General features: G+C 69.0%; 14 protein-coding genes. 6 read left to right on the top strand and 8 right to left on the bottom strand.

The features are described from left to right. Nucleotides 1-633: 633 nt before the first annotated feature. Nucleotides 634-1572 carry a helix-turn-helix domain-containing protein gene (locus A6A40_RS15660; RefSeq protein ID WP_108546857.1) on the top strand — a complete coding sequence of 313 codons (939 nt, stop codon included), beginning with the start codon at nt 634-636 and terminating at the stop codon, nt 1570-1572. 203 nt (nt 1573-1775) lie between these two features. Here A6A40_RS15660 and A6A40_RS15655 read toward each other — a convergent pair whose 3' ends face one another. The 8 genes from A6A40_RS15655 to A6A40_RS15620 all read right to left on the bottom strand — a co-directional run bounded on the left by A6A40_RS15655 (nt 1776) and on the right by A6A40_RS15620 (nt 12590). Next, entirely contained in the window at nt 1776-2642 is an 867-nt protein-coding gene (locus tag A6A40_RS15655) for a sugar phosphate isomerase/epimerase family protein (RefSeq protein ID WP_108546856.1), read from the bottom strand. Beyond that, complete coding sequence (locus A6A40_RS15650; protein WP_236783820.1) at nt 2642-3961, bottom strand: DUF6005 family protein; 1320 nt, start codon at nt 3959-3961, stop codon at nt 2642-2644. The genes A6A40_RS15655 and A6A40_RS15650 overlap by 1 nt, the downstream gene beginning before the upstream one ends. Beyond that, the gene (locus tag A6A40_RS15645) at nt 3958-5205 is read right to left on the bottom strand and encodes an AMP-binding protein (protein ID WP_108546855.1); all 1248 of its coding nucleotides are present in this window, start codon (nt 5203-5205) and stop codon (nt 3958-3960) included. Before A6A40_RS15645 ends, A6A40_RS15650 begins: the two co-directional genes overlap by 4 nt. Next, entirely contained in the window at nt 5202-6947 is a 1746-nt protein-coding gene (locus A6A40_RS15640; protein WP_167562479.1) for an IucA/IucC family protein, read from the bottom strand. The genes A6A40_RS15645 and A6A40_RS15640 overlap by 4 nt, the downstream gene beginning before the upstream one ends. Continuing rightward, nucleotides 6931-8751: an IucA/IucC family protein gene (locus A6A40_RS15635; protein WP_108546854.1), complete on the bottom strand. Its 1821-nt coding sequence runs from the start codon at nt 8749-8751 to the stop codon at nt 6931-6933. Before A6A40_RS15635 ends, A6A40_RS15640 begins: the two co-directional genes overlap by 17 nt. Nucleotides 8752-8801: 50 nt before the next feature. Further along, nucleotides 8802-9086 carry a DUF2218 domain-containing protein gene (locus tag A6A40_RS15630; protein WP_108546853.1) on the bottom strand — a complete coding sequence of 95 codons (285 nt, stop codon included), beginning with the start codon at nt 9084-9086 and terminating at the stop codon, nt 8802-8804. A 30-nt stretch (nt 9087-9116) separates the two neighbouring features. Beyond that, the gene (locus tag A6A40_RS15625) at nt 9117-11333 is read right to left on the bottom strand and encodes a TonB-dependent receptor (RefSeq protein ID WP_108546852.1); all 2217 of its coding nucleotides are present in this window, start codon (nt 11331-11333) and stop codon (nt 9117-9119) included. 231 nt (nt 11334-11564) lie between these two features. Further along, entirely contained in the window at nt 11565-12590 is a 1026-nt protein-coding gene (locus A6A40_RS15620; RefSeq protein ID WP_108546851.1) for a FecR family protein, read from the bottom strand. Nucleotides 12591-12792: 202 nt separating this feature from the next. Here A6A40_RS15620 and A6A40_RS15615 point away from each other — a divergent pair, with 202 nt between their 5' ends. From A6A40_RS15615 to A6A40_RS15595, 5 genes are all read left to right on the top strand, one after another. Further along, on the top strand, nt 12793-13308 hold the full coding sequence (locus A6A40_RS15615; RefSeq protein ID WP_108546850.1) for an RNA polymerase sigma factor: 516 nt from the start codon (nt 12793-12795) through the stop codon (nt 13306-13308). 161 nt (nt 13309-13469) lie between these two features. Continuing rightward, nucleotides 13470-13844, top strand: a complete 375-nt coding sequence (locus A6A40_RS15610) for a response regulator transcription factor (RefSeq protein ID WP_162363820.1) — start codon at nt 13470-13472, stop codon at nt 13842-13844. Between the two features lie 115 nt (nt 13845-13959). After that, on the top strand, nt 13960-19008 hold the full coding sequence (locus A6A40_RS15605; RefSeq protein ID WP_108546848.1) for an AAA family ATPase: 5049 nt from the start codon (nt 13960-13962) through the stop codon (nt 19006-19008). Next, nucleotides 19005-20516: an ATP-binding response regulator gene (locus tag A6A40_RS15600; RefSeq protein ID WP_108546847.1), complete on the top strand. Its 1512-nt coding sequence runs from the start codon at nt 19005-19007 to the stop codon at nt 20514-20516. The genes A6A40_RS15605 and A6A40_RS15600 overlap by 4 nt, the downstream gene beginning before the upstream one ends. Next, complete coding sequence (locus A6A40_RS15595; RefSeq protein ID WP_108546846.1) at nt 20516-21157, top strand: response regulator transcription factor; 642 nt, start codon at nt 20516-20518, stop codon at nt 21155-21157. The genes A6A40_RS15600 and A6A40_RS15595 overlap by 1 nt, the downstream gene beginning before the upstream one ends. Nucleotides 21158-21160: the final 3 nt, after the last annotated feature.

Below are 21160 nucleotides of genomic sequence, written 5' to 3'. Positions count from 1 at the left end.
TCTATCCGATTTGCGAAAACACAGGTGATGCCGCCGTTTTATTCGGTCGAACAGGAGTTAATATGTGGCGGTGCAGGGTAATTATAGGGATCAGTTACCTATCGATTATAATGAGTATTTTTAATTACCCATGATCGGCTCGTCATGTATTGAAGATCATGGAAATTTTATGTCTGCTGTCCCGGCGGTTACGGATTTACTCGCAATGACTATGAGTAATGACGATGGTTTGTTCGTATTCCATATTGTTTTGGATGTGTGGCAGTGGCTGTTTCCTGAAACCATTCCAGAGGCTTCAAGATGGTAAATGCACGGGTGGCTGTTTCAAAATAAACGGCAACGTTAAAAATTTTTAACCAGGAGAATTTTTTGATTATCCCGCACCATTATTCGTATTTTCTGTGTGGATTGGTAAGACTGCCCGTATAATTGGCATGAAATATTTTTAAAGTGCAGTGGAATGTTCAAAAAATAGGCCTATCCGTTTTGCGAAATGCCAGAGATTATCCTTCTCTGTGTTTGACATCTTCTTGAAAGCGGGGAACATGGTCGTCCAGGCATGCCACTTGCCTGGAAAATGCCGCCATAGCCACACGAACCGGCACCTACGTGCCGTGCCTGGAGCAAAAGCGGATGGTGGAGCCCAAGGCCCTCCGGCTGGAGACCGACCTGACCGAGGATGTGTGGGAGCAGGAGAAGGCCCTCGCCGGCTGGACCCAGCATTACCGCCAACTGCAGCCCGGACGTTTCCTTGGCCGGCTGAGGGAGGCGGCGGCCCCCGGCATCAGCGTCTTCCAGGAGGACACCAACCTCCGCCTGCATCAGCACACAGCGCCGCCGCCCGATGCGCTGGTGGTCGCCGTCCCGCTGCCGGGCTCGGCACCGGCCCGGTTGGATGGGCGTCAGGTGGGCGAGAACGACGTCCTGCTGCTGCGCGGCGGGACCCTGTCCGAATTCCTGTGCAATGGACCGATGTCGGTGCTGGCGTTCGCCATCGACCGCTGGCGTGCCGATCAGCTCCGCGTGATGCTGCCGGATGCCGCGGAGGCACCGTCCAGCGCCGTCACCTACGCACGCAGCGGCGAGTTGCGTACCGTTCTGCAATGCCTGCTCGCCGCGTCGCCGGCCTTGCTGGAGCAGAGCGCCGTCATCCTTCCCCTGCTGGACCAATGCGTGTCGGTGGTCGAGGCCGGCATCCTGCAGGCTGTCCGTCCCTCCACGGTCGGCCATTCGCAGCGGCAGAAATTCGTCCGCCGGTTCCGCGACTATGTGGAGGCCCATCCCGAGGACCGGCTGTCGGTGGCGCAGGTCGCCCAGGCGATCGGGGTGACGACGCGGATGCTCGAATACAGCTTTGCCGACGTCATGGGCATTTCACCCAAAGATTACCTGAAGATGGTCCGGCTGAACGCGGCGCGGCGGGCATTGCGCGTTGCCGACCCTCGGACCACGACGGTGGCCGAGATCGCGATGGACCACGGCTTTTGGCATCTCGGCCGGTTCTCCGCCTATTACGGCGAGATGTTCGGGGAAAAGCCGTCGGATACCTTGCGCGCAAGTGGAGCGATCTGAGCCGGCCGCAACGGCGATGCATGCGGCGTCGCCCATGTTGGCAAGGCTTATGGCGCACGAACTTATCGGGCCGCGTGCCTGGGCGTGGGGCCGGGGATGTGTCGGGGACGGCGCGGGCGCAGTTCGCCCGCTTCCGTCACGAATCCTGCCCATCCCCAGGACTATGGTCGAGCGCCCGACGCGATCACGGGGCCGCGGGCGCGCTACACCGCACCGTGCCGGCTTCCGGCGACACGGCGGGGCGGTATGTCCGCCATCGGGGCCAGGGCCGCCTCGACGGCGTCGCGATCGCCGCGCAGAACCGCATAGCAATCGTCGCCGAACCACTCCAGCGAGCCTTCCGCCGCCGGATCGTCCGCCAGTTCGGCGAGAAAGCGGCGATAGTCCACCACCCCGTCGAACAGCGGCACCATGCCGTCGCGCCGCCCGGCCGCGGCATAGACATTGGCCGGCTCGAACACCGAGAGGTCATCGCGGTCGCGGATGTTCTTCAGGTGATAATGGCCGATGTGCGGACGCAGCGCCCGGCGGGCCGCAACCGGATCGTCGCCGCCCTCCCAGACATGCAGCACGTCGAAATTGACCTTCAGCGCCGGGTGGCCGACCGCGGCGATCAGCGCGCGGGTGGCGGTCAGAGTGTCGGCCAGCGTGCCGGGATGGGTCTCCACCAGAAGCGACAGCCCATGGTCGGCGGCCAGCCCGCACAGCGTGCGCAGCCGCTCCGCGATGAAGATCCGGCGCTCCGGCGAGGTCTCGGCACTGCCGGTGCTGCCGGCGAAGGTCCGGATCTTGCCGGCCCCCCAGCGCTGTGCCAGCCGGCAGAGGTCCAGCGTCTTGCGCACCAGCGCGTCGGGGTCGCCGTCGAGCGGCAGATAGTCGCTGACCATCGGCACCGACAGGCCGAACTGCGCCAGCCAGTCGCCGCCGCGGTCGGACATCGCCGCCATGTTGCGGGCGTGCGCCCCCCACAGCTCGATCCCCTGAAAGCCGTTGCCGGACGCCCAGACGGCCAGATCCTCCAGCGACACCAGATGGTGCCGGAAGCTGATGGTGCAGAGCGACAGTCTCATCACGCCACCTCGGCGGAAAGGGGGGCGGAAAGGGGGGCGGAAAGGGGAGGTGTAACGGCGGCGGCACGCCATTGCCGGAAGACGGCGGCAAGCTCACCCTTCAAGGCGGTCTCCTGCCGGTCCAGCAGGTCGAGCCGCGCGAACAGGTCGGGGGCGAGCGCCGTGTCGCCGGTCTGGGCGAGGCGGAGGATCGCGTATTGCAAGGACTTGAAACCCTGGAACAGCTCCTCGATCTCGTCGCAGCGGGCGAGGAAGCTCTCGTCGGGCAGACGCAGCGCCCGCCAGAAGAAGGCGAAGCCGTGCTCGTAGGCGTATTTGCGGATGGCGAACACCGGCAGTTCGCGCAGCGCATGCGAAAGGCCGGCCGGCGACAGCCCGTCGGTTCCGTCCAGATGCGCCGTCAGGATGCCGCGCACCGCGGCGGTCAGCGGGTTGGCGTCGGGTACGAAGCAGGCTTCGAAATAGGCGGCGATGTCGGCGGGCCGGGCGGGGCGCAGGTCGCGGCGGTCGAACAGATAGCCGCCGGCGACGCTGGGCTGGAGGAAGGCGGTGGCGATCCGCTCCCGCGCGATCTCGCCTTCCCAACGGAAATCGGGGTCGCGGACCATGAAGACCGCCGGGTCGCTGCCGGTCTCCAGCATCAGGTAATGCGGGAAGGGGTTCTGGTTGAACTTGTTCTCCCGCTCCGGCAGGTGGAACAGATCGACCATCGCCATGATCGAAAGGCTGTCCGACCGCCGCTCCACCAGATCGAGCAGCAGGGCGAGGTTCTCCTCCTTGCTCCGGCCATGGTCGTACCATTGCCGCACCTCCGCCCCGTAGAGGCGGCGGTACCAGTCGCGGAAGGAATCGTGGCTGACGGTCGGCCCGTGATAGCGCAGCACCCGGTCGGCCCCGACCTCGAACCCGGCGTCCCACACCCCGAAATAGAAGGGGCGATGGTCGATCCCCGCCCGCTTCAGCGCGTCGCAGACGCAGCTGACGAAGCAGTGGATCTTGAGGTCCTGATACTCCTCGCCATGGACGCTGCCGGGGGGAAGCTCCTCCGCGGCGGCGGCCGGGCGGGTGCCGGCGAACAGGCCGGCCACGTCGGCCACCGTCGCCAGATCGCGCGAGGTGATCAGCTCGTCCGGCGCCTCCAGCCCGAAGGACAGCTCCAGCTGCAGGAACAGCTCCATCATCAGCACGGAGTCGAGGTAGAGATCCTCGTTCAGCCGGGCGTCCGGGCCGAAGCGGTCGAGATGCCGGTTCTGCAGATGGTCGCGCAGGACGGTGTGGATCGCTTCCACAACCTCATGCTCGGTCATGGCCGATGTCATTCCGCAGCCTCCGCATAGCGGGCGGCGACCTCGCGCCGGCTGATCTTGCCGTTGGCCATGCGGGGCAGGGCGTCGGCGCGGATCAGTTCGCCCGGCTGCTGGTGGGCGGCCAGATTCTCCCGGCACCAGTCGCGCAGCGCGTTGTCGGTCACCTCGGCGGCGGCGGAGAACAGCAGGGCGACCCGTTCGCCGGCGAAGCGGTCGGTGCGGCGGAAGGCCACGGCGTCGGTGACGCCGGGCATCGCCATCGCCACGTCCTCCACCTCCTGCGGATAGACGTTGAGGCCGGCGACGTTGATGGTGTCGTCCAGCCGCGACATGAACATCAGCATGCCGTCGTCGCGCAGATAGCCCAGGTCGCGGGTGCGGATCTCGCCGTCCGGAACGGACAGCACGATTTCCGCCGGGGCGTCCGCGGTGCCGGTTGACAGGCGATGGTGGGGCAGCACGCGGCCCAGTTCGGCGCTGCCCGCCATGTCCGGGTTGATCGCGATGCAGCCGGCTTCCGAGCAGCCGTATTGCTGGAACATGTGGGTGGTCTTGCCGCGGATCCGCTCGAACCAGGGTTCCGGCAGCAGTGTGCCGGAGGTCATCGCCGCATGGATGCGCTCGCCCTCCGGCATCAGCCGGGCCAGCGTGTGCAGGATGACGGGGGAGGAGTAGAGCAGCGGCCGTTCGATCTGCCGCAGTGCCTTCAGCAGGAATTTCGGGTTGGTGGTGTCGAGGATCACCGGCTCCGCCCCGCGCCGCAGCCCGACCAGCAGGCCGCAGATCAGCCCGTAGGAATGGGTGGTCGGGCAGGCGATCACCGGGGTCATCCCGGCCGGCTCGGTGAAGAAGCCGACATAGCTCTCGATCTCGCGGTCGATTTCCGACCAGCTCCGGGCGATGCGCTTGGGCGCGCCGGTGGTGCCGGAACTCATCTGCAGGAGCTGGCCTGGGCCGGGATCCGCCGGCAGGGGGGCGATCTCCTCCGCCGTCAGACTGTTGTGGTAGAGCGCATGGCAGCCGGCCTCGCGCGCCAGCCGCCGAGCCGCCTCCAGCGGGGTGGAGGGGTGCAGCGGCAACAGGCTGCCGCCCGACGCTCGGATGGCGAAGAACAGGGCCAGCCAGTCGATGGTGTCGGTGAAGCAGACGGCGAAGCGGGCGCCGGGCCGGTCGGACAGGCGGGCCTGCTCGGCATGGGCGGCGGTCAGCGCCTCCACCTCGGCTTGCGAATAGGTTCGGTCGTCGATGCGGATCATCGGGAGCCCTCAGGCGCGAAGCGCGCGAAGATGTTGGGAACGGTGTGGTGAATCTCCTCCCGCGCGCGCAGCAGCTTTCCGCGCAGCAGGGATTCGGTGAGGATCTCGGGTGCGGCGTGGCCGACGCGGCGGTGCCGCTCCTCCAGCCCGTGGCGGCGGGCATGGGCCTCCAGCAGATCGTGGACCCGGCGCCAGAACTCCGGCTCGGGCAGCCCGTGCTTCAGGGCCAGCAGGTCGGACACGTCGGTCAAATTGAAGACGAACAGCGTGTCCATCGCCAGTTCGCGCAGCGCGTCGACCCCGCCGGCCCAGTAATAGCGGTCGGGCGGCGCGTCGCGGTAGGCCGGGTGCAGGTTGGGGAAATCGGGCAGCAGGCCGGGGTCGGCCACGAAGTCGGGGGCGTACTCCACGCTGTCGTGGAAATCGCGCAGGATCAGCCGCACCGGCCAGCCGTCGCGGTGAACCAGCACCATGTTCTGGCCGTGCGCCTCCACCGCGATGCCGTGGCGGACCAGCAGATGCCAGACCGGCAGCACCGCCACCTCCAGCAGCCGGTCCAGCCAGGGCAGCAGCCCGTACCGCTCGATCCAGGGCGCGGCGAAGGCGGAGCCGTCGGCCTCCGTCACCATCAGCATGTTGAAGGGGATGGCGGACTCGCCCTCGCCCAGGGTGGACTGCACGCTGCGCCGCCACAGCGCCGCCATCTGTCCGGCCAGCGGGCCGTGGCGGTCGGCGATGATCCCCGCATATTCCGGCAGCAGGGTCAGCGGATAGCGGTCGCGGAAATCGGCATCGTCCGCCACCACCGCCGTCAGCCATTCGGAGATGGCCGGGCCGGTGCAGACCGAATGCGGGTCGATGATGCGGCGCGAGGCGGTGTTGACGATGTTCAGCGCCAGCTTCACGTCGGCCTTGCGCGGGTCGTCGGCGTTCATCACCGTGCGGACGGACTGGCTCGCCCGGTAATGGTCGCCCAGCGGTCCCAGCCAGACGGCGCGGCCGTCGGACAGCCAGGGCAGCAGCCAGGGCGCTCCCTCCCCCTCGCGCAGGTCCCACCATTGCCAGGGGTGCAGCGGCAGCAGGCAATAGTCGGTCGCGGGCAGGTTCAGCTCCTCCCGGCGCCGTTCGATCTCCGCCCAGGCGGCGGGGCCGAGTTCCGACTGCCAGAATTCCTCCTCCTCACCGGGGATCGCCAGATGCAGGCAGGAGCGGGCGACCAGCAGCCAGACCAGCTGGAAGCGCCGACCGACCTCCGGCCCGAAGGCGGCATGGTCGGCCTCGTCGAAGCCCAGCCGCGCCTTGAAGCAGGGATGATAGGGATGCCCCTCCTCCAGCCGGCATTCCAGGTCGGGAAAGGGCAGGCCGCGGCGCGGGGTGGCCGGCAGGTTGGCGGCGTTCCAGCGGCAGAGCGACACCGTGCGCTCCAGCTCGGCCAGCAGGCCGGACAGGTGCGGTTCCGGGGCGTCCAGCCCGGCGACCATCCGGTCGAGGGTGGCGGCACGCCAGGCGCCGTCCTCGTCCCGCATCTCGACCGATCCCGGCCGGAGGCGCGGGCGCCCGAACGGCCCGGCGGAGGCGAGGCAGCGGAATTCCCGCCCGCCGGACCGCCAGACGAGCCGGCGGTCTCCACCATCCACCCCGACGGCCGCCGGTTCGACGATCCCCTCGAACAGCAGGGCGGCGGCAAGCTGGCGCACCACCCGTTCCTCCGGGCGGCCGGGCAGGTCACGCGGAAAGGGCATGGCGTCCCCGATCGGCTGCCGCGGCGCCGGTCCGGCACAGCGGGTTTGGCCATTGGGCGTAAAGATCGGCCTCGTTGGCGGCCTGGAGTTCGTCGATGTTCAGCAGGCGGGTCGTCAGGTTCAGCTTGGCCCCGATGGTGGGGCTGTCCAGCACCCCTTCGGCGAAGCGCCGTCCGGCCTGGGTCAGCGACAGGGCCAGCCGCTCCAGCCGGGCGCGGAGGATGCGCAGCAGGTCCTCCTCCGCCGCCAGCCGGTCCTTGCCCATGCGGGCGATCACCGAGAAGATCTGGTTGACGATGACGTAGTAGGAGAAGCGGCGGTTGATCTCCCCCTCCTCGTAATAGAGGGAGCGGATGTTGTCGGCCTCCGGGATCAGCCGGCGCAGCCGGTCGCGATAGGCGGCCGACAGGTAGAAGCCCTGGTTGTCGCGGTAGAGGAAACGGGCAGGCATCCCGTCGCGCAGTTCGAGCAGCCCGTTCTGCTGGTGCGCCTCCAGCGCCACGCCATGCGTGTCGTACAGGCGCAGCACGGGATCGAGCGCGCAGTCGAGATAGGCGTCGAACCAGCGCCGTGCCGCCTCCGCCACGCCGCCCGTCCGTTCCATCGCGACGCGGCGGACGATCCGCTCCAGCCGGGATGGACGGCCGGGAAGCGGATCGGCGGCCAGCGCCGCGATGGTGGCGACGCCGCGCTGACCGCCTCCGGCGAAGGGGTTCTCGCGCAGGATGACCTCGAACCCGCTCTCGCCACCGTCGGGAGACTCCAGCGTGATGTAGGCGGGATCGAGCACGAAGCCGAAGCGAGGGCCCATATCGCGGCCCGACTCCCTGCCGATGGCGCCGATCAGCTTGGCCATGATGACGCCGGCGTCCAGTTCGTGCCGGCGGTTGACACGGATGGAATTGGTGATGCGCACCGGCAGAGAGAATTTCAGCATCCACGGGCTGTCCGGGCTGTAGACCGTCCGCACCGACGAGGTGGCGGTGAATTCCGGTCCGGCGTCGCCCAGCGCCCGAAGGGTGCCGCGTTCCAGCATCGCCTGCACCGCCGGGTCGAGCGCCAGCGCCTCGGCCTGGAGCGGGTGCATCGGGATCAGCAGCTCGTCCTCCCGCGGGGCGAGCCGGGAGAGGGAACCGCCGAGAATGGCAGCGATCATTTCCGGCGCCGACTGGCGGACGGCGGAGCGGTGGCTGACCCGCGCCGCCGGGGCGGCGAACCAGCGCAGCCGGAACCGCCCGCCCAGTTCCGGCGCATAGACCGGCTGCTGCCACGGGGTCATGCCCTGGAGGCTCTTGGGCGTGGGGTGCAGCCAATGGCCGAAGACCAGCGACTGTTCGGCGGCGATGAACTCGTCCTCGTCGTCCGCTTCCTGGGCGGGCTCCGGTGCGGCCTCCAGATAGCGCTGGACCGACTGGTAGCTTTGCAGGACGCGCAGCAGCAGTTCCAGTTCGCTTCCGCGCAGGTCGGCACCGCCGCCTTTTCCCTCCATTCGGCGATAGCTCTCGCCGGCCAGACAGCAGAGAGCGGTGAAGGGCTCGGTCGGTTGCCAGGAGGTATCGGCGGAGCCGTCCGGAAGGGGGCGCTTCCAGATGCGTCCGAAGCCGCAGGGGCCGCAGAGCGAGCGCGAGACGATCTCCGCCCGCAATGCGGCCCGCTGCGACGGCAGCAGCCATTCGACGCACTCGACGCCGGGCTCGGCCTCCGTGCCGTGCCGGGTGGTCCGGCCGGCGTCGATCTCCCGCCAATAGCAGTTGGCGAAATTCTGGAAGGTCGCGTGCTCGGCGATCTGTTGGGTGGAAGGCATGGTTTGCCGATCCTGAAGGGCTTCGGGCAAGGCGTGGGCTGGCGGGGGCGTCACGCCGCCCAGTCGAGCGGCCGGTCGCCCTCGCGGAAGGCGAAGCGCAGCAGGTGCCTCTCCACCACCGACTGAAGCTCGGCCAGTTCCTCCGCGGTGGGGGCGCTGGCCTCGATGATCAGGCGGTCGGGCGCCGCCCGCAGCCGGGCGGTGCCGATGGAAAACCGGCACTCCCCGCCCTCTTCGGTCTCCACCGTTTCGATCTTGTGGGCGAAGTGGCGGCAGAGCTGGCTGGCGTAGCGTTTGCCATGCTCCGTCTCGAAATGGGCGGTCGAATGCGGCATGCGGGGAGGCTCCCGGTTGCGGTGCGGAGGTCAGAAGGTCGCCGAGGCGGTCAGCAGGAAGGTCCGGCCCGGCTGGTAGAGCGGGGTGACGGTGCCGAACTCCTGCCCGTAGGTGGCGCGGTCGGCATAGGTCTCGTCGAACAGGTTGCGGACGTCGGCGCGCAGGGTCAGGTTGGAGTATTGCGGGATCTTGTGCTCGACGAAGAGGTTGACGGTCTCATACCCCTTCAGCGGGCGCTGGCCGGCCTGGACCTTGTTGTAGTCCAGCACGATCTCGACATCGGCGCCGAAGGTCAGCTCCCATTTCGGGATCGTGTGGGCGCCGCCGATGGTGTAGACGCGGCCCATCGGGGTGGCGATGTAGGTGCCGCTGTCGGAATCGGCGGGCAGCCCGTCGATGGTCACGTCGATGTCGGCGTATTTGGCGCGGACGAAGCCGGTGTCCCAGGCATAGCCGACGCCGAGTTCGTAGCCCTTCGACCGCACGTCGCGGGTCAGCGTGCCGCTGCCGGCGGCGAAGCGCGCGGCGCGGACGTCGTCCAGGTCGGTGCGGAAGACGCGGCCTTCGGCGGTGAAGCCCTGGTAGCGGCCGACCAGCCCGGCGGTCAGGTTGCGGGCGGTCACCGGCTGCGGACCGGCGCCATAGCGCCAAACCGGATTCATGATGAAGTTCTCGGCCAGCTGGACGCCGCCCCAGCTGCGCGACCAGCCGGCCTTGGCGGTCAGATGTTCGGGCAGGATGTCGAACTCGCCCGAAACATTGTGGCTGACGCCGCCGTTCGTCCAATCCTCGCCGGTGGTGCCTTCGAACCATTGCCGGTCGGCGCGCATGCCGAAGGACAGGCGGACCCGTTCCACCGGGGACAGCCGGGCCTGTCCATAGACGCCGATGTTGCGGGCCCTCTCGAGCGCCGTCATCGTCTGGTCTTCATAATGGGCACGGTCGACGTAGAAGTCGCTGCCGGCGGTGACGGTGCCCATGCCGACGTTGAAGACGTTCTCCAGCTTGCCGTTCAGCGAGCTGGTGGCTCCCTTGCCGGGATAGCTGCCGGGGACCGTGCTGCTCCCCACCGGACGGGTGTAGATCGGGGTCTCCACGTCGGTGCGGCCGTAGGCGAGCACCAGCTTGGGGTTCCACAGGTCGGTCGGCAGGCTGTCGGTGTAGGTGAAGACGATGTTCTGGCGGTCCAGCGTATAGTCGCGCACCCGCGGCTCCCAGGACGGTCGGCCGGAAATGAAGCCGACATTGGCGCGGAACGGGCGCGGGGCGTCGTCATAGACCCGCTCGTAGCTGACCTGGAAGCGGTGGCCGGCGTCGGTCTCATAGGCGACCTTGCCGAGCCCGCTCTTCAGGTCGGTCTTGGTCCCTTCCACCTTGTTGCCGTCGCCGGATTCGAAGCGGGCGCCCTTGCCGTAGGTGAAATAGCCCAGCCCCTCCAGCCCCTTGTGACGGCCGTAGCCGGCGACGCTGTTGGTGAAGACGGAGCCGTTGGTGCCGAAGCTGGACTTGACGAAGGCGCCGATGCCGTCGCCGCTCAGGAAGTCGCGGGCATCCTTGGTCTCGTAGGCGATGGAGCCGGCCAGCGCCCCCGGCCCGGCATCGGCGGGCGCCACGCCGGCATCGACGCGGGCGGTCTTCAGGAAGACGGGGTCGATCAGGGTGGTGCCGTTGTGGTGGAAGACCTTGTTGTTCTGCCGGCTGCCGTCGATGCTGACGGACAGGTTGGTCTCCTCCACGCCGTTGACGTAGACCTTCTGCGACATCGGCACCGAACTGCCGACGCGCACGCCCGGCTCACCGGCGAAGACGTCGCGGATGTCGCTGGGGTTCTTGCGCTCCAGCTCCTCCTTGCCGATCACGATCTGCGCCGGGCCGCCCGGCGCCGGGGCGGCGGCGGAGACCGAAACCGGACCCAGCGCCATCGTGTCGCCGGACGAGGCGACGGGGGCCGGGGCCAGCGTGGCGGTGGCCGGGCCGGTCAGGCGATAGGTGACGCCGGTGCCGGCCAGCAGGGCTTCGAGCGCCTTGGCCGGCGGCATGGAGCCGCTGACGGGGCGGGAGGTGCGGCCGTCGGTCAGCGTACCGGGATAGCCGATCTGCCAGCCGGTCTGCCGGCTGAAGGCGTCGAGCGCGCTGCGCAGCGGCTGCGCCGGCAGCGAGAAGGTCGCAGGCGCATCGGCCGGCGCCGTCTGCTGCGCCGCGGCGGGAAGCGCCGCCAAGGTTGCGCCGAGCGCCGTCGAGGTCATCAATGCGGCAAACAAATGCCCGGCGATCCGGGATCGGCTGAAATTCGCAATATTGGCTATCGATGCCGTGCGGCGGACCATTTCCTGCAACTCCCGTCTCAAGCTGGCGCGGGGGGCTCAATCGCAGGCAGACAAGCCTAACCCCCTGTTCGCCAGACGTACGGGATCGCGGACCCTCACAAAAAAAGTTGCGAGCGATTCTCATGCCTGCCCTGTCAGGGCCTGCCCGCCTCAGCGCAGGACGAGGATCCCGCCAGGCAGGCTGGTCATGCGGGCACCGACCATCTCGGCCAGCGCCGCCAGTGTCCCAGCCGGATCGTCCAGCCGGTAGTTGCCGCTGACGCGCGTCATGGCGATGCGGTCGTTCAGCAGCAGGATCGGCGCGGCGTGGTAGCGCCGCAGGGTCTCCACCACGGTGTCGAAGCGCTCGTTGTGGAAGGCATAGCGGCCGTCGCGCCAGGACAGCGCCTCGGCCGGATCGGGGCGGGGCTCCAGGGTCAGGCCGCGCGCGGTCGCGGTCAGCCGGTCGCCGGGGGAAAGCGTCACGGGTCGGCCGGGATCGTCCAGCCGGCTGACGGTCACCCGTCCGCGCTCAAGGAAGACGGAATCCCCATGGTCGTCCGACTGCACGCTGAAGGCGGTGCCCGTCACCTCGACCGTGCTGAAGCCTGCCACGACCCGGAAGGGGCGGGCGGTGTCCCTTACCACGTCGAACCAGGCCCGGCCGCGCAACAGCGCCACCCGGCGCTCCTCCCCGCCGAAGGCCAGCGCCACCGCGCTGCCGCTGTCCAGGATCACGCGCGATCCGTCCGGCAGCGCCACCTCCCGCCGTTCGCCGACGGCGGTGCGGTGGTCTGCGCTCCAGCGGGTCTTCAGATCGGGATAGAGCTGCGTCCCGACCACGGCCAGCATCCCCGTGGCCGCGATCGCTCCCATCCAGGCCCGCCGCGAGTGTGCCCCCGGCCGTCCCGCCGGTCGGCTCGGCAGGGGCAGCGGGTTCGCCGGCAGATGGGCCGCCGGCAGATGCGCCAGGGTGGCTCTGTGCAGTTCCGCCATGCCGCCGACCTCCGCCAGCCGGTCGAACGCCTGGGCATGGCGCGGATCGCTCTGCCGCCACGTCCGATAGGCGGCCAGTGTTGCCGGATCGGCCGGGGTGTCGAGCAGCCGGACGAACCAGTCGAGCGCCGCATCGGTCACCGGATCGGCATGGCGGTAGCCGGATTCCGCCTTTTCTCCGTTGGAGCTGTCCTGCCTCACCCGCGCGTCCGTCCTCTGTCAGCATGGCCCTGCATCTTAGACGTTCGACGCGGGGGAAGCCCACAATTAGAAGCGGGAGGAATCCGCCGCGGGGCGAGTCCGCTCCCGGATGGGCTGCGGCCCGGCTTGACAGCAGAGACTGCGAATCATTATCAATCTCTGACGACCCTGGAGAAGCGCCCATGCGACGGATAGACCGACCATGCCCGCAAGTCTGACCGCCATCTATCTGGATCACCGCCAGTCCCTGCTTGGCCGGGCCCTGCGCATCGTTCGCGATGTGCCGACGGCGGAGGACGTGATCCAGGAAAGCTATCTCAGGGCCTGCAACGCGGTGCAGAAGGGCCCGATCGACAACATCGGCGCCTTCCTTCACCGCACCGTCCACAACCTCGCCCTCGACCAGATCCGTCGCCGCCGCACCCAGGAGCGGTTCGAAGCGCCGGCCTCGGACACCGACGATCCGCTGGAGGTCGCCTGCGGCACGCCGTCGGTGGAGGACAGGCTTCTGCACCGCGAAAGGCTGGCCCAATTCATGGGTGCGATGGAAGCTCTGCCGGATCGCGCCCGCCGGGTCTGGGTGCTGAACCGGGTCGAGGGGATGTCCTACCCGCAGATCGCCGCCCATCTCGGCGTGTCCCAGGGAACGGTCTTCAACGACATGAAGCTGGCGATGGGCCATTTCGTGGACGCCCTGTCGCGCGCCGACCGCGGTTGAGAGGCCAGGATCGCCGGGCGACAGTGCATTGTTCGTCCGCCACGCTTGCCGACCCCGGCGATCCTCTAGACCTAGGTGTGGTATCCCGCGTCCACCCCGTCCGGCTAGGATGCGCGCGGCGCCAAGGACCGGCGCCCTCCATTCGGTCGAGGCATCACGACGTGTCCAATGCACCCCTGATAGCGGTGGTCGACGACGACGAGGCGATCCGCGAGGCGTTGGACGGCTTGCTGCGGTCCGTCGGCTTGCGCTGCCGGCCCTTCGTCTCGGCCGAGGATTTCCTGGCCCATGCGGACCGCGCGGACATCGCCTGCATCATCCTGGATGTGCGCATGCCCGGCCTGTCGGGGTTGGACCTGCAGGAGCGGCTGAACGCCGACGGCGGCGGGCATCCGCCGATCCTCTTCATGACCTCCTATGCCGACGACAACACACGGATGCGGGCGCTGGGCGGCGGCGCCCGCGACGTGCTCGGCAAGCCGGTCGACGACCATGTTCTGATCGCATCCCTCAACAGCGCCATCGCGGCGGGGTAAAGGCAGGAGAGCCGCCATCGCCGGCCGATGGGACTCCCCGGCGGCCGGCAGCGGAGTCACCATCCGTGGCGAAATGCCGCTACCATGGGCGTGAAAGCGCGGGAGAGGCCGTTCCATGGATCTCAGTTTCGATCAGCTGACGGCGACCGGTTCCGGCGGCCATATCCTGGGCAGCGATGGGGAAAGCCGGCTGCTGCGGGTGATGCGGCCGGGCCAGCCCTTTCCGATCCTGGTCCGGATGGCGCTGACGCTTACGAAGGATCCGGGCGGTCGATCCGACGCTGCGCTCGACCGGCTGCGGCGGGAGCATGACCTGGCCCGCCGGCTGGACCCGGCCTGGGCGGTCAAGCCGCTCGACCTGCTGCAGCATGGCATGGTTCCGGTGCTGACCCTCGCCGATCCGGGCGGGCAACCGCTTTCGGCGCTGCCGGTGCGGGCGATGCCGTTCCGCCAGCGGCTCCTGCTGGCGATCCGCATCGCCGGCGCAGTGGCGCAGCTTCATCGCCGCGGCCTGCTGCATGGCGACCTGCGGCCCTTCAACCTGCTGGTCGGCGATGACGGATCGGTGCGCCTGACCGGCTTCGGCCGGGCCAGCCCCTTGCCGGTTCGTCCCCTCGATACGTCTGCCGGGCGACCGGACGCGCTGCTGCCCTACATGGCGCCGGAACAGTCGGGGCGGATGAGCCGTCCGGTCGACCGCCGCAGCGACCTCTATGCCCTGGGCGTCACGCTGTACGAGCTGTTCACCGGCCAGCTGCCCTTCGCCGCGCGCGACGCGATGGAGTGGGTACACAGCCATCTCGCGCGCGCGCCGATCCCGCCGGCCCACCATGGGCCCGACCTGCCGGCGGCCATCGCCGACATCCTGCTGCGCCTGCTGGCCAAGACGGCGGAGGAGCGGTACCAGACCGCCGACGGCCTCGCGCGCGACCTCACCCAGGCTCTCCGGTCCTGGGACGTCGAAGGCCGCATCCCCGCTTTTCCGGTCGGCCGGCGCGACATGCCGGAGGGGTTGGTCATGCCGCCGGCCCTCTATGGGCGGGACGAGCCGGTCGCCGTCCTTCGGGCCGCCTTCGATCGGGTCGCCGCCCGCGGCCGGATGGGCATCGTCCTGATCGCCGGCCGGTCCGGTGTCGGCAAATCGGCGGTCGTCCGGTCGCTGGAGGACCAGCTGGTGCCGCCGTCCGGCCTGTTCGCCGCCGGCAAGTTCGACCAGGGCAAGCGCGATCTGCCCTATGCCAGTCTGGCGGAGGCCTTCCGCGGGCTGATCACCCGCGTCCTGGCCCTGCCGGTCCTCCATCGAGACCAGTGGCGCCGCTCGCTGGCGGAGGCGGTGGGCGACTGCGGCGCACTCATGACCGCGCTGATCCCGAATCTGGCTCTGCTGATCGGCGAACAGCCCGCCGTTCCATCCCTGCCGCCGCGCGAGGCGCAGAACCGTTTCGACCTGCTGTTCCGGCGCGTTCTGCAGAGCTTCGCCCGTCCCGACCACCCGCTGGTCCTGTTTCTGGACGATTTGCAATGGCTGGATCGCGCGACGCTGGATCTGCTGGACCGGCTGGTCGCCGACGGCGGCATCGGTCATCTGCTGGTGGTCGGCGCCTATCGCAGCGACGAGGTCGGTGCCGGCCATCCGCTGGAGGCGTTGATGGGCCACATCCGGGCCGCGCACGACGGTGCTGCCGGCGAAGCGATCGACTGCGAGGAGATCGCGCTGGAACCGCTGTCCCCGGACGATCTGCGCCGCATGATTGCCGACAGCCTGGACCGCAAGCCGGAGGAGGTGGCGGCGTTCGCCGCCCTGCTGCAGGAGCGAACCGGCGGCAACGCGTTCTTTGCAGTGCAGCTGCTGACCGCGCTGGAACGCTCCGGCCGCCTGTGGTTCGACCGTGACGCCAGATGCTGGGACTGGGACTTGGCGGCGGTGGAGCAGGCGCCGTCAGGCGCCGGCATCGCCACGCTGATGACGGAGCGGCTGGGCCGCTTCCCGGTGCGGACGCGCGACCTGCTGTCGCGTCATGCCGCGCTCGGTGCCACCGTCCGGCTGTCCACCCTGGCCTTCGCCGCCGGCCTGACGGAGGAGGAGGCGGAGCGCCATCTGGAGCCGGCACTGGCCGAGGGGCTGATCCTGCGCAGCGAGGACGGTTTCCGCTTCCTCCACGACCGCGTGCAGGAAGGGGCCTATGCCCTGGTGCCGGCGGAATCGCGCGGGGTGTTCCACCTCGACATCGCCCGCGCCCTGCACCGGCGCCTCAAGGCCGACCTGACGGGGGAGCGGCTGTTCGCGCTGGTCGGCCAATATGACCGCTGCCTTCCCCTGATCCAGGACGGGCGGGAGCGGGCGGAGGTGGCAACGCTCCATCTTGCGGCCGGCCATCAGGCCAAGGCCGCCAGCGCCCATGGCTCGGCGCTGGCCTACGCGCTGGGCGGCCTGCGTCTGCTGGAAGGCGGCGGGATCGAGCGGCGGCACCGGCTGGCCTTCGCGCTGGAGCATCTCCAGGCCGAATGCGAGTTTCTCTGCGGCGACCTGCAGCAGGCGGAGCGGCGCCTGCTCGGCCTCGCCGGACGGGCCGAATGCCCGGCGGACCGCGCCGCCATCACCGCACTGCTCGTCACCGTCTACACCGCCATCGACCGCAGCGACCGCGCCATCGATGCCTGTCTCGCCTATCTGCGCGGCGTCGGCGTCGATTGGGCGGCCCATCCGCCGGCGGCAATGGCGCATGAGGAGTATGGGCGGCTGCGGGCGGCCATCGGCGACCGGCCCATCGCGTCGCTGGCATCGATGTCCGCCGTCGCCGACCCAGACAGCCGGGCGACGCTGGACGTGCTGGCCGCGGCATTGCCGCCGGCCTTCTTCAGCGACCGCAACCTCGTCTGTCTGATCCTGTGCCGGATGGCGACCCTGACCCTGCGGAACGGGCGCAGCGACGCGTCCGCCCTGGGCTTCGCCTATCTCGGCATGATGGCCGGCCCCTATTTCGGCGACTATCCCGCCGGCTACGAGTTCGGCAGGCTCGGCCACGATCTGGCGGAGCGGCAGGGGCCGACGCGCTACCGGGCGCGGGTGCTGATGACCTTCGCCTATCACGTCGTCCCCTGGACCCGCGACATCCGCAGCGAACGCGCCCTGCTGCTGCGCGCCTTCGAGGAGGCGCGGGAGGCCGGCGACGTCACCTATGTCGGCTTCACCAGCGTCACGCTCGTCACCAGCATGCTGGCCTCGGGCGATGCGCTGGCGACGGTGCAGCGCACGGCGGAGGCGCGGCTGGCCTATGTCCGGCAGGTGAAGTTCGGGCTGTGCGCCGACATCCTGACGACCCAGTTGCAGCTGCTGCGCGCCCTGCGCGGGCAGACCGACGCCATCGGCTGCTTCGATGGGCAGGGCTTCGACAATGCCGCCTTCGAGGCGCGGCTGCTGGCCAATCCCAGCCTGGACATCGCCACCTGCTGGCACTGGATCCGCACCCTCCAGCTCCGCTGCATCGCCGGCGAGATGGCGGCGGCGGTCGAGGCGGCGGAGCGGGCGGAGGGGCTGCTGTGGACCACCTCCGGCCATTGGGAGATGGCGGAGTTCCATTTCCACGCCGCCCTGGCGCGGGCCGGGGCGATGGACGATGGCCGGCCCGACCACAGCGTCCGCCATGCCGAGGCACTTGCCCGCCATCTCGGCCAGCTGCGTGACTGGGCGGGCCACAGCCCCGACGGCTTCGATGCCCGCTTCGCCCTGGCCGAGGCGGAGGCGGCCCGGACTCAGGGACGGACGGAGGATGCCATGCGCGGCTACGACCGCGCGGTTCAGGCGGCCCGGCGCACCGTTCTGCCGCATGTCGAGGCGCTGGCCCATGAATGCGCCGCCAGCCTCTATCGCCGGCTGGGCGTGCCGACGCTGGAGCTCGCCTGCATCCGCGACGCTGCCGGCTGCTATGCCCGCTGGGGGGCCACCGCCAAGGTCGCGCAGCTCGCCCGGCGCCATCCCTCCCTCGGCCTGGATGCAGCGGAGCCGGTCGTGCCGGAGGCGCCGCGTGGCTTCGACGGCATCGATCTGGCGGCCCTTCTCGGCACGCTGCGCACGGTCTCCGACCAGGCGAGCGTGGAGCAACTCACCACCACGCTGCTGACCCTGGTGCTGGAACATGCCGGCGCCAGCCGCGGCATGCTGATCCTCGCCCGCGGCGAACGGCTGCGGGTCGAAGCGGAGGCGACGACCGGGCTCTACGGCGTGTCGGTCCGGCTGGTGCAGGAGGATGCCGACCGCATCCCGCTGCCCCATGCCGTCGTCCATGGCGCGATCCGCGACCAGGAGGCGGTGATCGTCGACGATACCCGTGCCCCCGGCCCCTTTTCCGCCGATCCCTATCTGCGCGAGACGGAGGCGCGCTCCATCCTGTGCATGCCGCTGGTCCGCCGCCGCCGCGTCGTCGGGCTTCTGCATCTTGAGAATGCGCTGGCGACCCACGCCTTCACGCCGCAGCGGGTCGGCATCCTGACGCTGCTCGGCGCCCAGGCGGCGGCGTCGCTGGAGACCGCGACGTTGGAGGAGAAAGAGGCGCTTCTCAAGGAAATCCACCACCGGGTGAAGAACAACCTGCAACTGGTCACCAGCCTCCTCAACCTCCAGGCCCGCCGCATCGAGGACGAGGCGGTCGCCGCCCTGTTCGCCGACAGCCGCGACCGGGTGCGGTCGATGGCGCTGGTGCACGAGAACCTCTACCGGCTCGGCAACTTCGCCCGCGTGCCGATGCGCGAGCATCTGGGCTCGGTGTGCGCCCACCTGTTGCGCGCCTATTCCCGGCAGTCCGGCGCAGTCCGGTTGGACACCGACATGGACGACCTGAAACTCGACCTCGACCGGGCGGTGCCCTGCGGCCTGATCGTCAACGAGCTGGTATCCAATGCACTGAAACATGCCTTTCCGGGCGGGCGCGGCGGGGTGCTGGGCGTGGGGTTGGCGGCGGACGGGCGGGATTGCCGGCTATCCGTTCGTGATAACGGCGTGGGCTTGCCGGGCGGATACGATCCCGATAGACTGGACACGGTGGGCTTTCAGCTGATCGCCGACCTGACCAGTCAGTTGCACGGACATTTGAAATACAGTTCCAGCGCCGGGACGGAATTCATCGTCACCTTTCCTTTGAAGGGGCGCATTCGGGGAAGTGAATGATCGCGGCACGGATCCTGATCGTCGAAGACGACCGTATCGTCGCCCGCGATATTCAGCATCAACTATCCCGGATGGGGCATGTCGTCGTCGGTATGTCGGCCAGCGGCGAGGAGGCGGTGCGGCTGGCCGGAAGCCATCGGCCCGATCTGGTTTTGATGGATATCCGGCTGGAAGGGGAGATGGACGGAATCGAGGCAGCGCGCCTGATCCGCGACTCCCAGGGGATCCCCGTCGTCTTCCTCACCGCATACGCCAATGACGAGGTGGTGCAGCGCGCCAGCCTGACGGAGCCCTTCGGCTATCTGCTGAAGCCCTTCGAAGAGCCGCAGATGCGCACCGTCATCCAGATGGCGCTTTACAAGCATGCCAGCGACACCCGGCTGCGGATGAGCGAGCGGCGCTATGCGGCGACGCTCGCCAGCATCCGCGACGGCGTCATCCTGTGCGATCCCCAGGGCCGTGTCGATTTCATGAACCGGGTGGCGGAGACGATGACCGGCTGGACGGCGGCGGAGGCGGCCGGGCGACCGCTCGGCTCCGTCTTCGCCGCGGTGGACGAGGAGACTCACGAGCCGCTGGAGGATTTCTCCGCCCTCGTCCTGCGCAGCGGCGCCTTCGCCCCGCCGGAACGTCTGTCGCGGCTGCGGCCGCGCGGCAAGCCCGCTGACGCTGGGATCGTGGTGGAGGAGCGCTGTTCGGCCATCATCGACGACCGCGGGGAATTGGTCGGCTCCATTCTGGTGTTCAGCGATCTGACCCAGCGCCGCCAGATCGCCGAGGCCCTGCGCAAGGCTCAGGCCGACCTTGCCCATATCGGGCGCCTCACCGTGATGGGAGAACTGGCCGCCGCCGTCGCGCATGAGGTCAACCAGCCTCTGATGGCCATCATCACCAATGCCGGCACCTGTCTCCAGCACCTGTCGCAGCCGAATCCGGACCTCGGCAAGACGCGCGTCGTGGTGGAACGGATCGTGCGCGACGCCCAGCGGGCCGGCGACGTGGTGCGCAGCATCCATGCGCTGGCGCGACGGACTCCGGCCGATCCGGGGTGGGTCGACATGAGCGCGCTGATCGCCGACACGCTTGCTCTGGTGCGGGCGGAGATGCGCCGTGCCCGCATCATGGTGGAAACCGATCTTCAGGCCGCTTCCCCCTGGGTCCATGGCGACCGGGTACAGTTGCAGCAGCTCATCCTCAATCTGGTGATGAACGCGGTCGAGGCGATGGCGGCTCCCGACCTGCCGGAGCGGCGCCTGCGCATCGTCACCGCCGGGGAAGAGGGTTGGCTCCGTGTCCGGGTGGAGGATAGCGGACCGGGACTCGCCGGGTCCGATGTCGATGCGATTTTTCGGGCCCTGTATACCACCAAGCCGGACGGGCTGGGCATGGGCCTGTCGATCAGCCGCTCCATCGTCGAACTGCATGGCGGACGGCTGACCGCGACACTGGGGACGCCTTGCGGCAGCGTGTTCGAATTCGTGTTGCCGGTATCGTCCGGAGGGGTGTGATGAGAGGCAAGGCCGAATCCGCGGCGGCGGCCGTGACCGTGGTGGTCATCGACGATGACGAGGCTGTCCGCGAAGCGTTGGAAGGGCTGCTCGAGTCCGTCGGGCTGCAGGTGAAGAGCTTCGGTTCGGTGCAGCAATACATCGACCAGCGCCCGGCCATCGATGTCGGCTGCATGGTGCTGGACGTGCGGCTGCCGGGACGCAGCGGGCTGGATTTCCAGGCGGAACTGGCGCGCTGCGGCAACAGCCTGCCCGTGATCTTCATCAGCGGGCATGCCGACGTGCCGATGTCGGTCCGCGCGATGAAGGCCGGGGCCTTCGAATTCCTGACCAAGCCGGTCCATCACCAGGAATTGCTGGACGCCATCCACGCCGCCATCGCCCGGCATGGCGAGCTGCGCGACCAGGAGCGCGGGCTCGTCGGCCAGCGCGCCCGCTTCGACACCCTGACGGCGCGCGAGCGCGAGATCACGATGATGGTGGTGTCCGGCCTGCGCAACAAGCAGATCGCCGATGATCTCGGCCTCAGCGAGGCGACGGTGAAGCTGCACCGCGGTCAGGCCATGCGCAAGATGGAGGCGCGGTCGGTGGTGGACCTGGTGCGCATCGTCGATGGCCTTGTGCCCGGCCGCGTCCACTGATCG

Origin of the sequence: Azospirillum humicireducens, assembly GCF_001639105.2 — a bacterium.
Classification (GTDB): domain Bacteria; phylum Pseudomonadota; class Alphaproteobacteria; order Azospirillales; family Azospirillaceae; genus Azospirillum; species Azospirillum humicireducens.
This window is presented reverse-complemented; position numbering and strand designations above follow the sequence as displayed.

What these genes read in the sequence shown, in the direction of transcription:
- A6A40_RS15660 (WP_108546857.1), top strand. Translation starts at nt 634, where the DNA reads ATGGTGGAGCCCAAGGCCCTCCGGCTGGAGACCGACCTGACCGAGGAT.
- A6A40_RS15655 (WP_108546856.1), bottom strand. Translation starts at nt 2,642, where the DNA reads ATGAGACTGTCGCTCTGCACCATCAGCTTCCGGCACCATCTGGTGTCG.
- A6A40_RS15650 (WP_236783820.1), bottom strand. Translation starts at nt 3,961, where the DNA reads ATGACATCGGCCATGACCGAGCATGAGGTTGTGGAAGCGATCCACACC.
- A6A40_RS15645 (WP_108546855.1), bottom strand. Translation starts at nt 5,205, where the DNA reads ATGATCCGCATCGACGACCGAACCTATTCGCAAGCCGAGGTGGAGGCG.
- A6A40_RS15640 (WP_167562479.1), bottom strand. Translation starts at nt 6,947, where the DNA reads ATGCCCTTTCCGCGTGACCTGCCCGGCCGCCCGGAGGAACGGGTGGTG.
- A6A40_RS15635 (WP_108546854.1), bottom strand. Translation starts at nt 8,751, where the DNA reads ATGCCTTCCACCCAACAGATCGCCGAGCACGCGACCTTCCAGAATTTC.
- A6A40_RS15630 (WP_108546853.1), bottom strand. Translation starts at nt 9,086, where the DNA reads ATGCCGCATTCGACCGCCCATTTCGAGACGGAGCATGGCAAACGCTAC.
- A6A40_RS15625 (WP_108546852.1), bottom strand. Translation starts at nt 11,333, where the DNA reads ATGACCTCGACGGCGCTCGGCGCAACCTTGGCGGCGCTTCCCGCCGCG.
- A6A40_RS15615 (WP_108546850.1), top strand. Translation starts at nt 12,793, where the DNA reads ATGCCCGCAAGTCTGACCGCCATCTATCTGGATCACCGCCAGTCCCTG.
- A6A40_RS15605 (WP_108546848.1), top strand. Translation starts at nt 13,960, where the DNA reads ATGGATCTCAGTTTCGATCAGCTGACGGCGACCGGTTCCGGCGGCCAT.
- A6A40_RS15600 (WP_108546847.1), top strand. Translation starts at nt 19,005, where the DNA reads ATGATCGCGGCACGGATCCTGATCGTCGAAGACGACCGTATCGTCGCC.
- A6A40_RS15595 (WP_108546846.1), top strand. Translation starts at nt 20,516, where the DNA reads ATGAGAGGCAAGGCCGAATCCGCGGCGGCGGCCGTGACCGTGGTGGTC.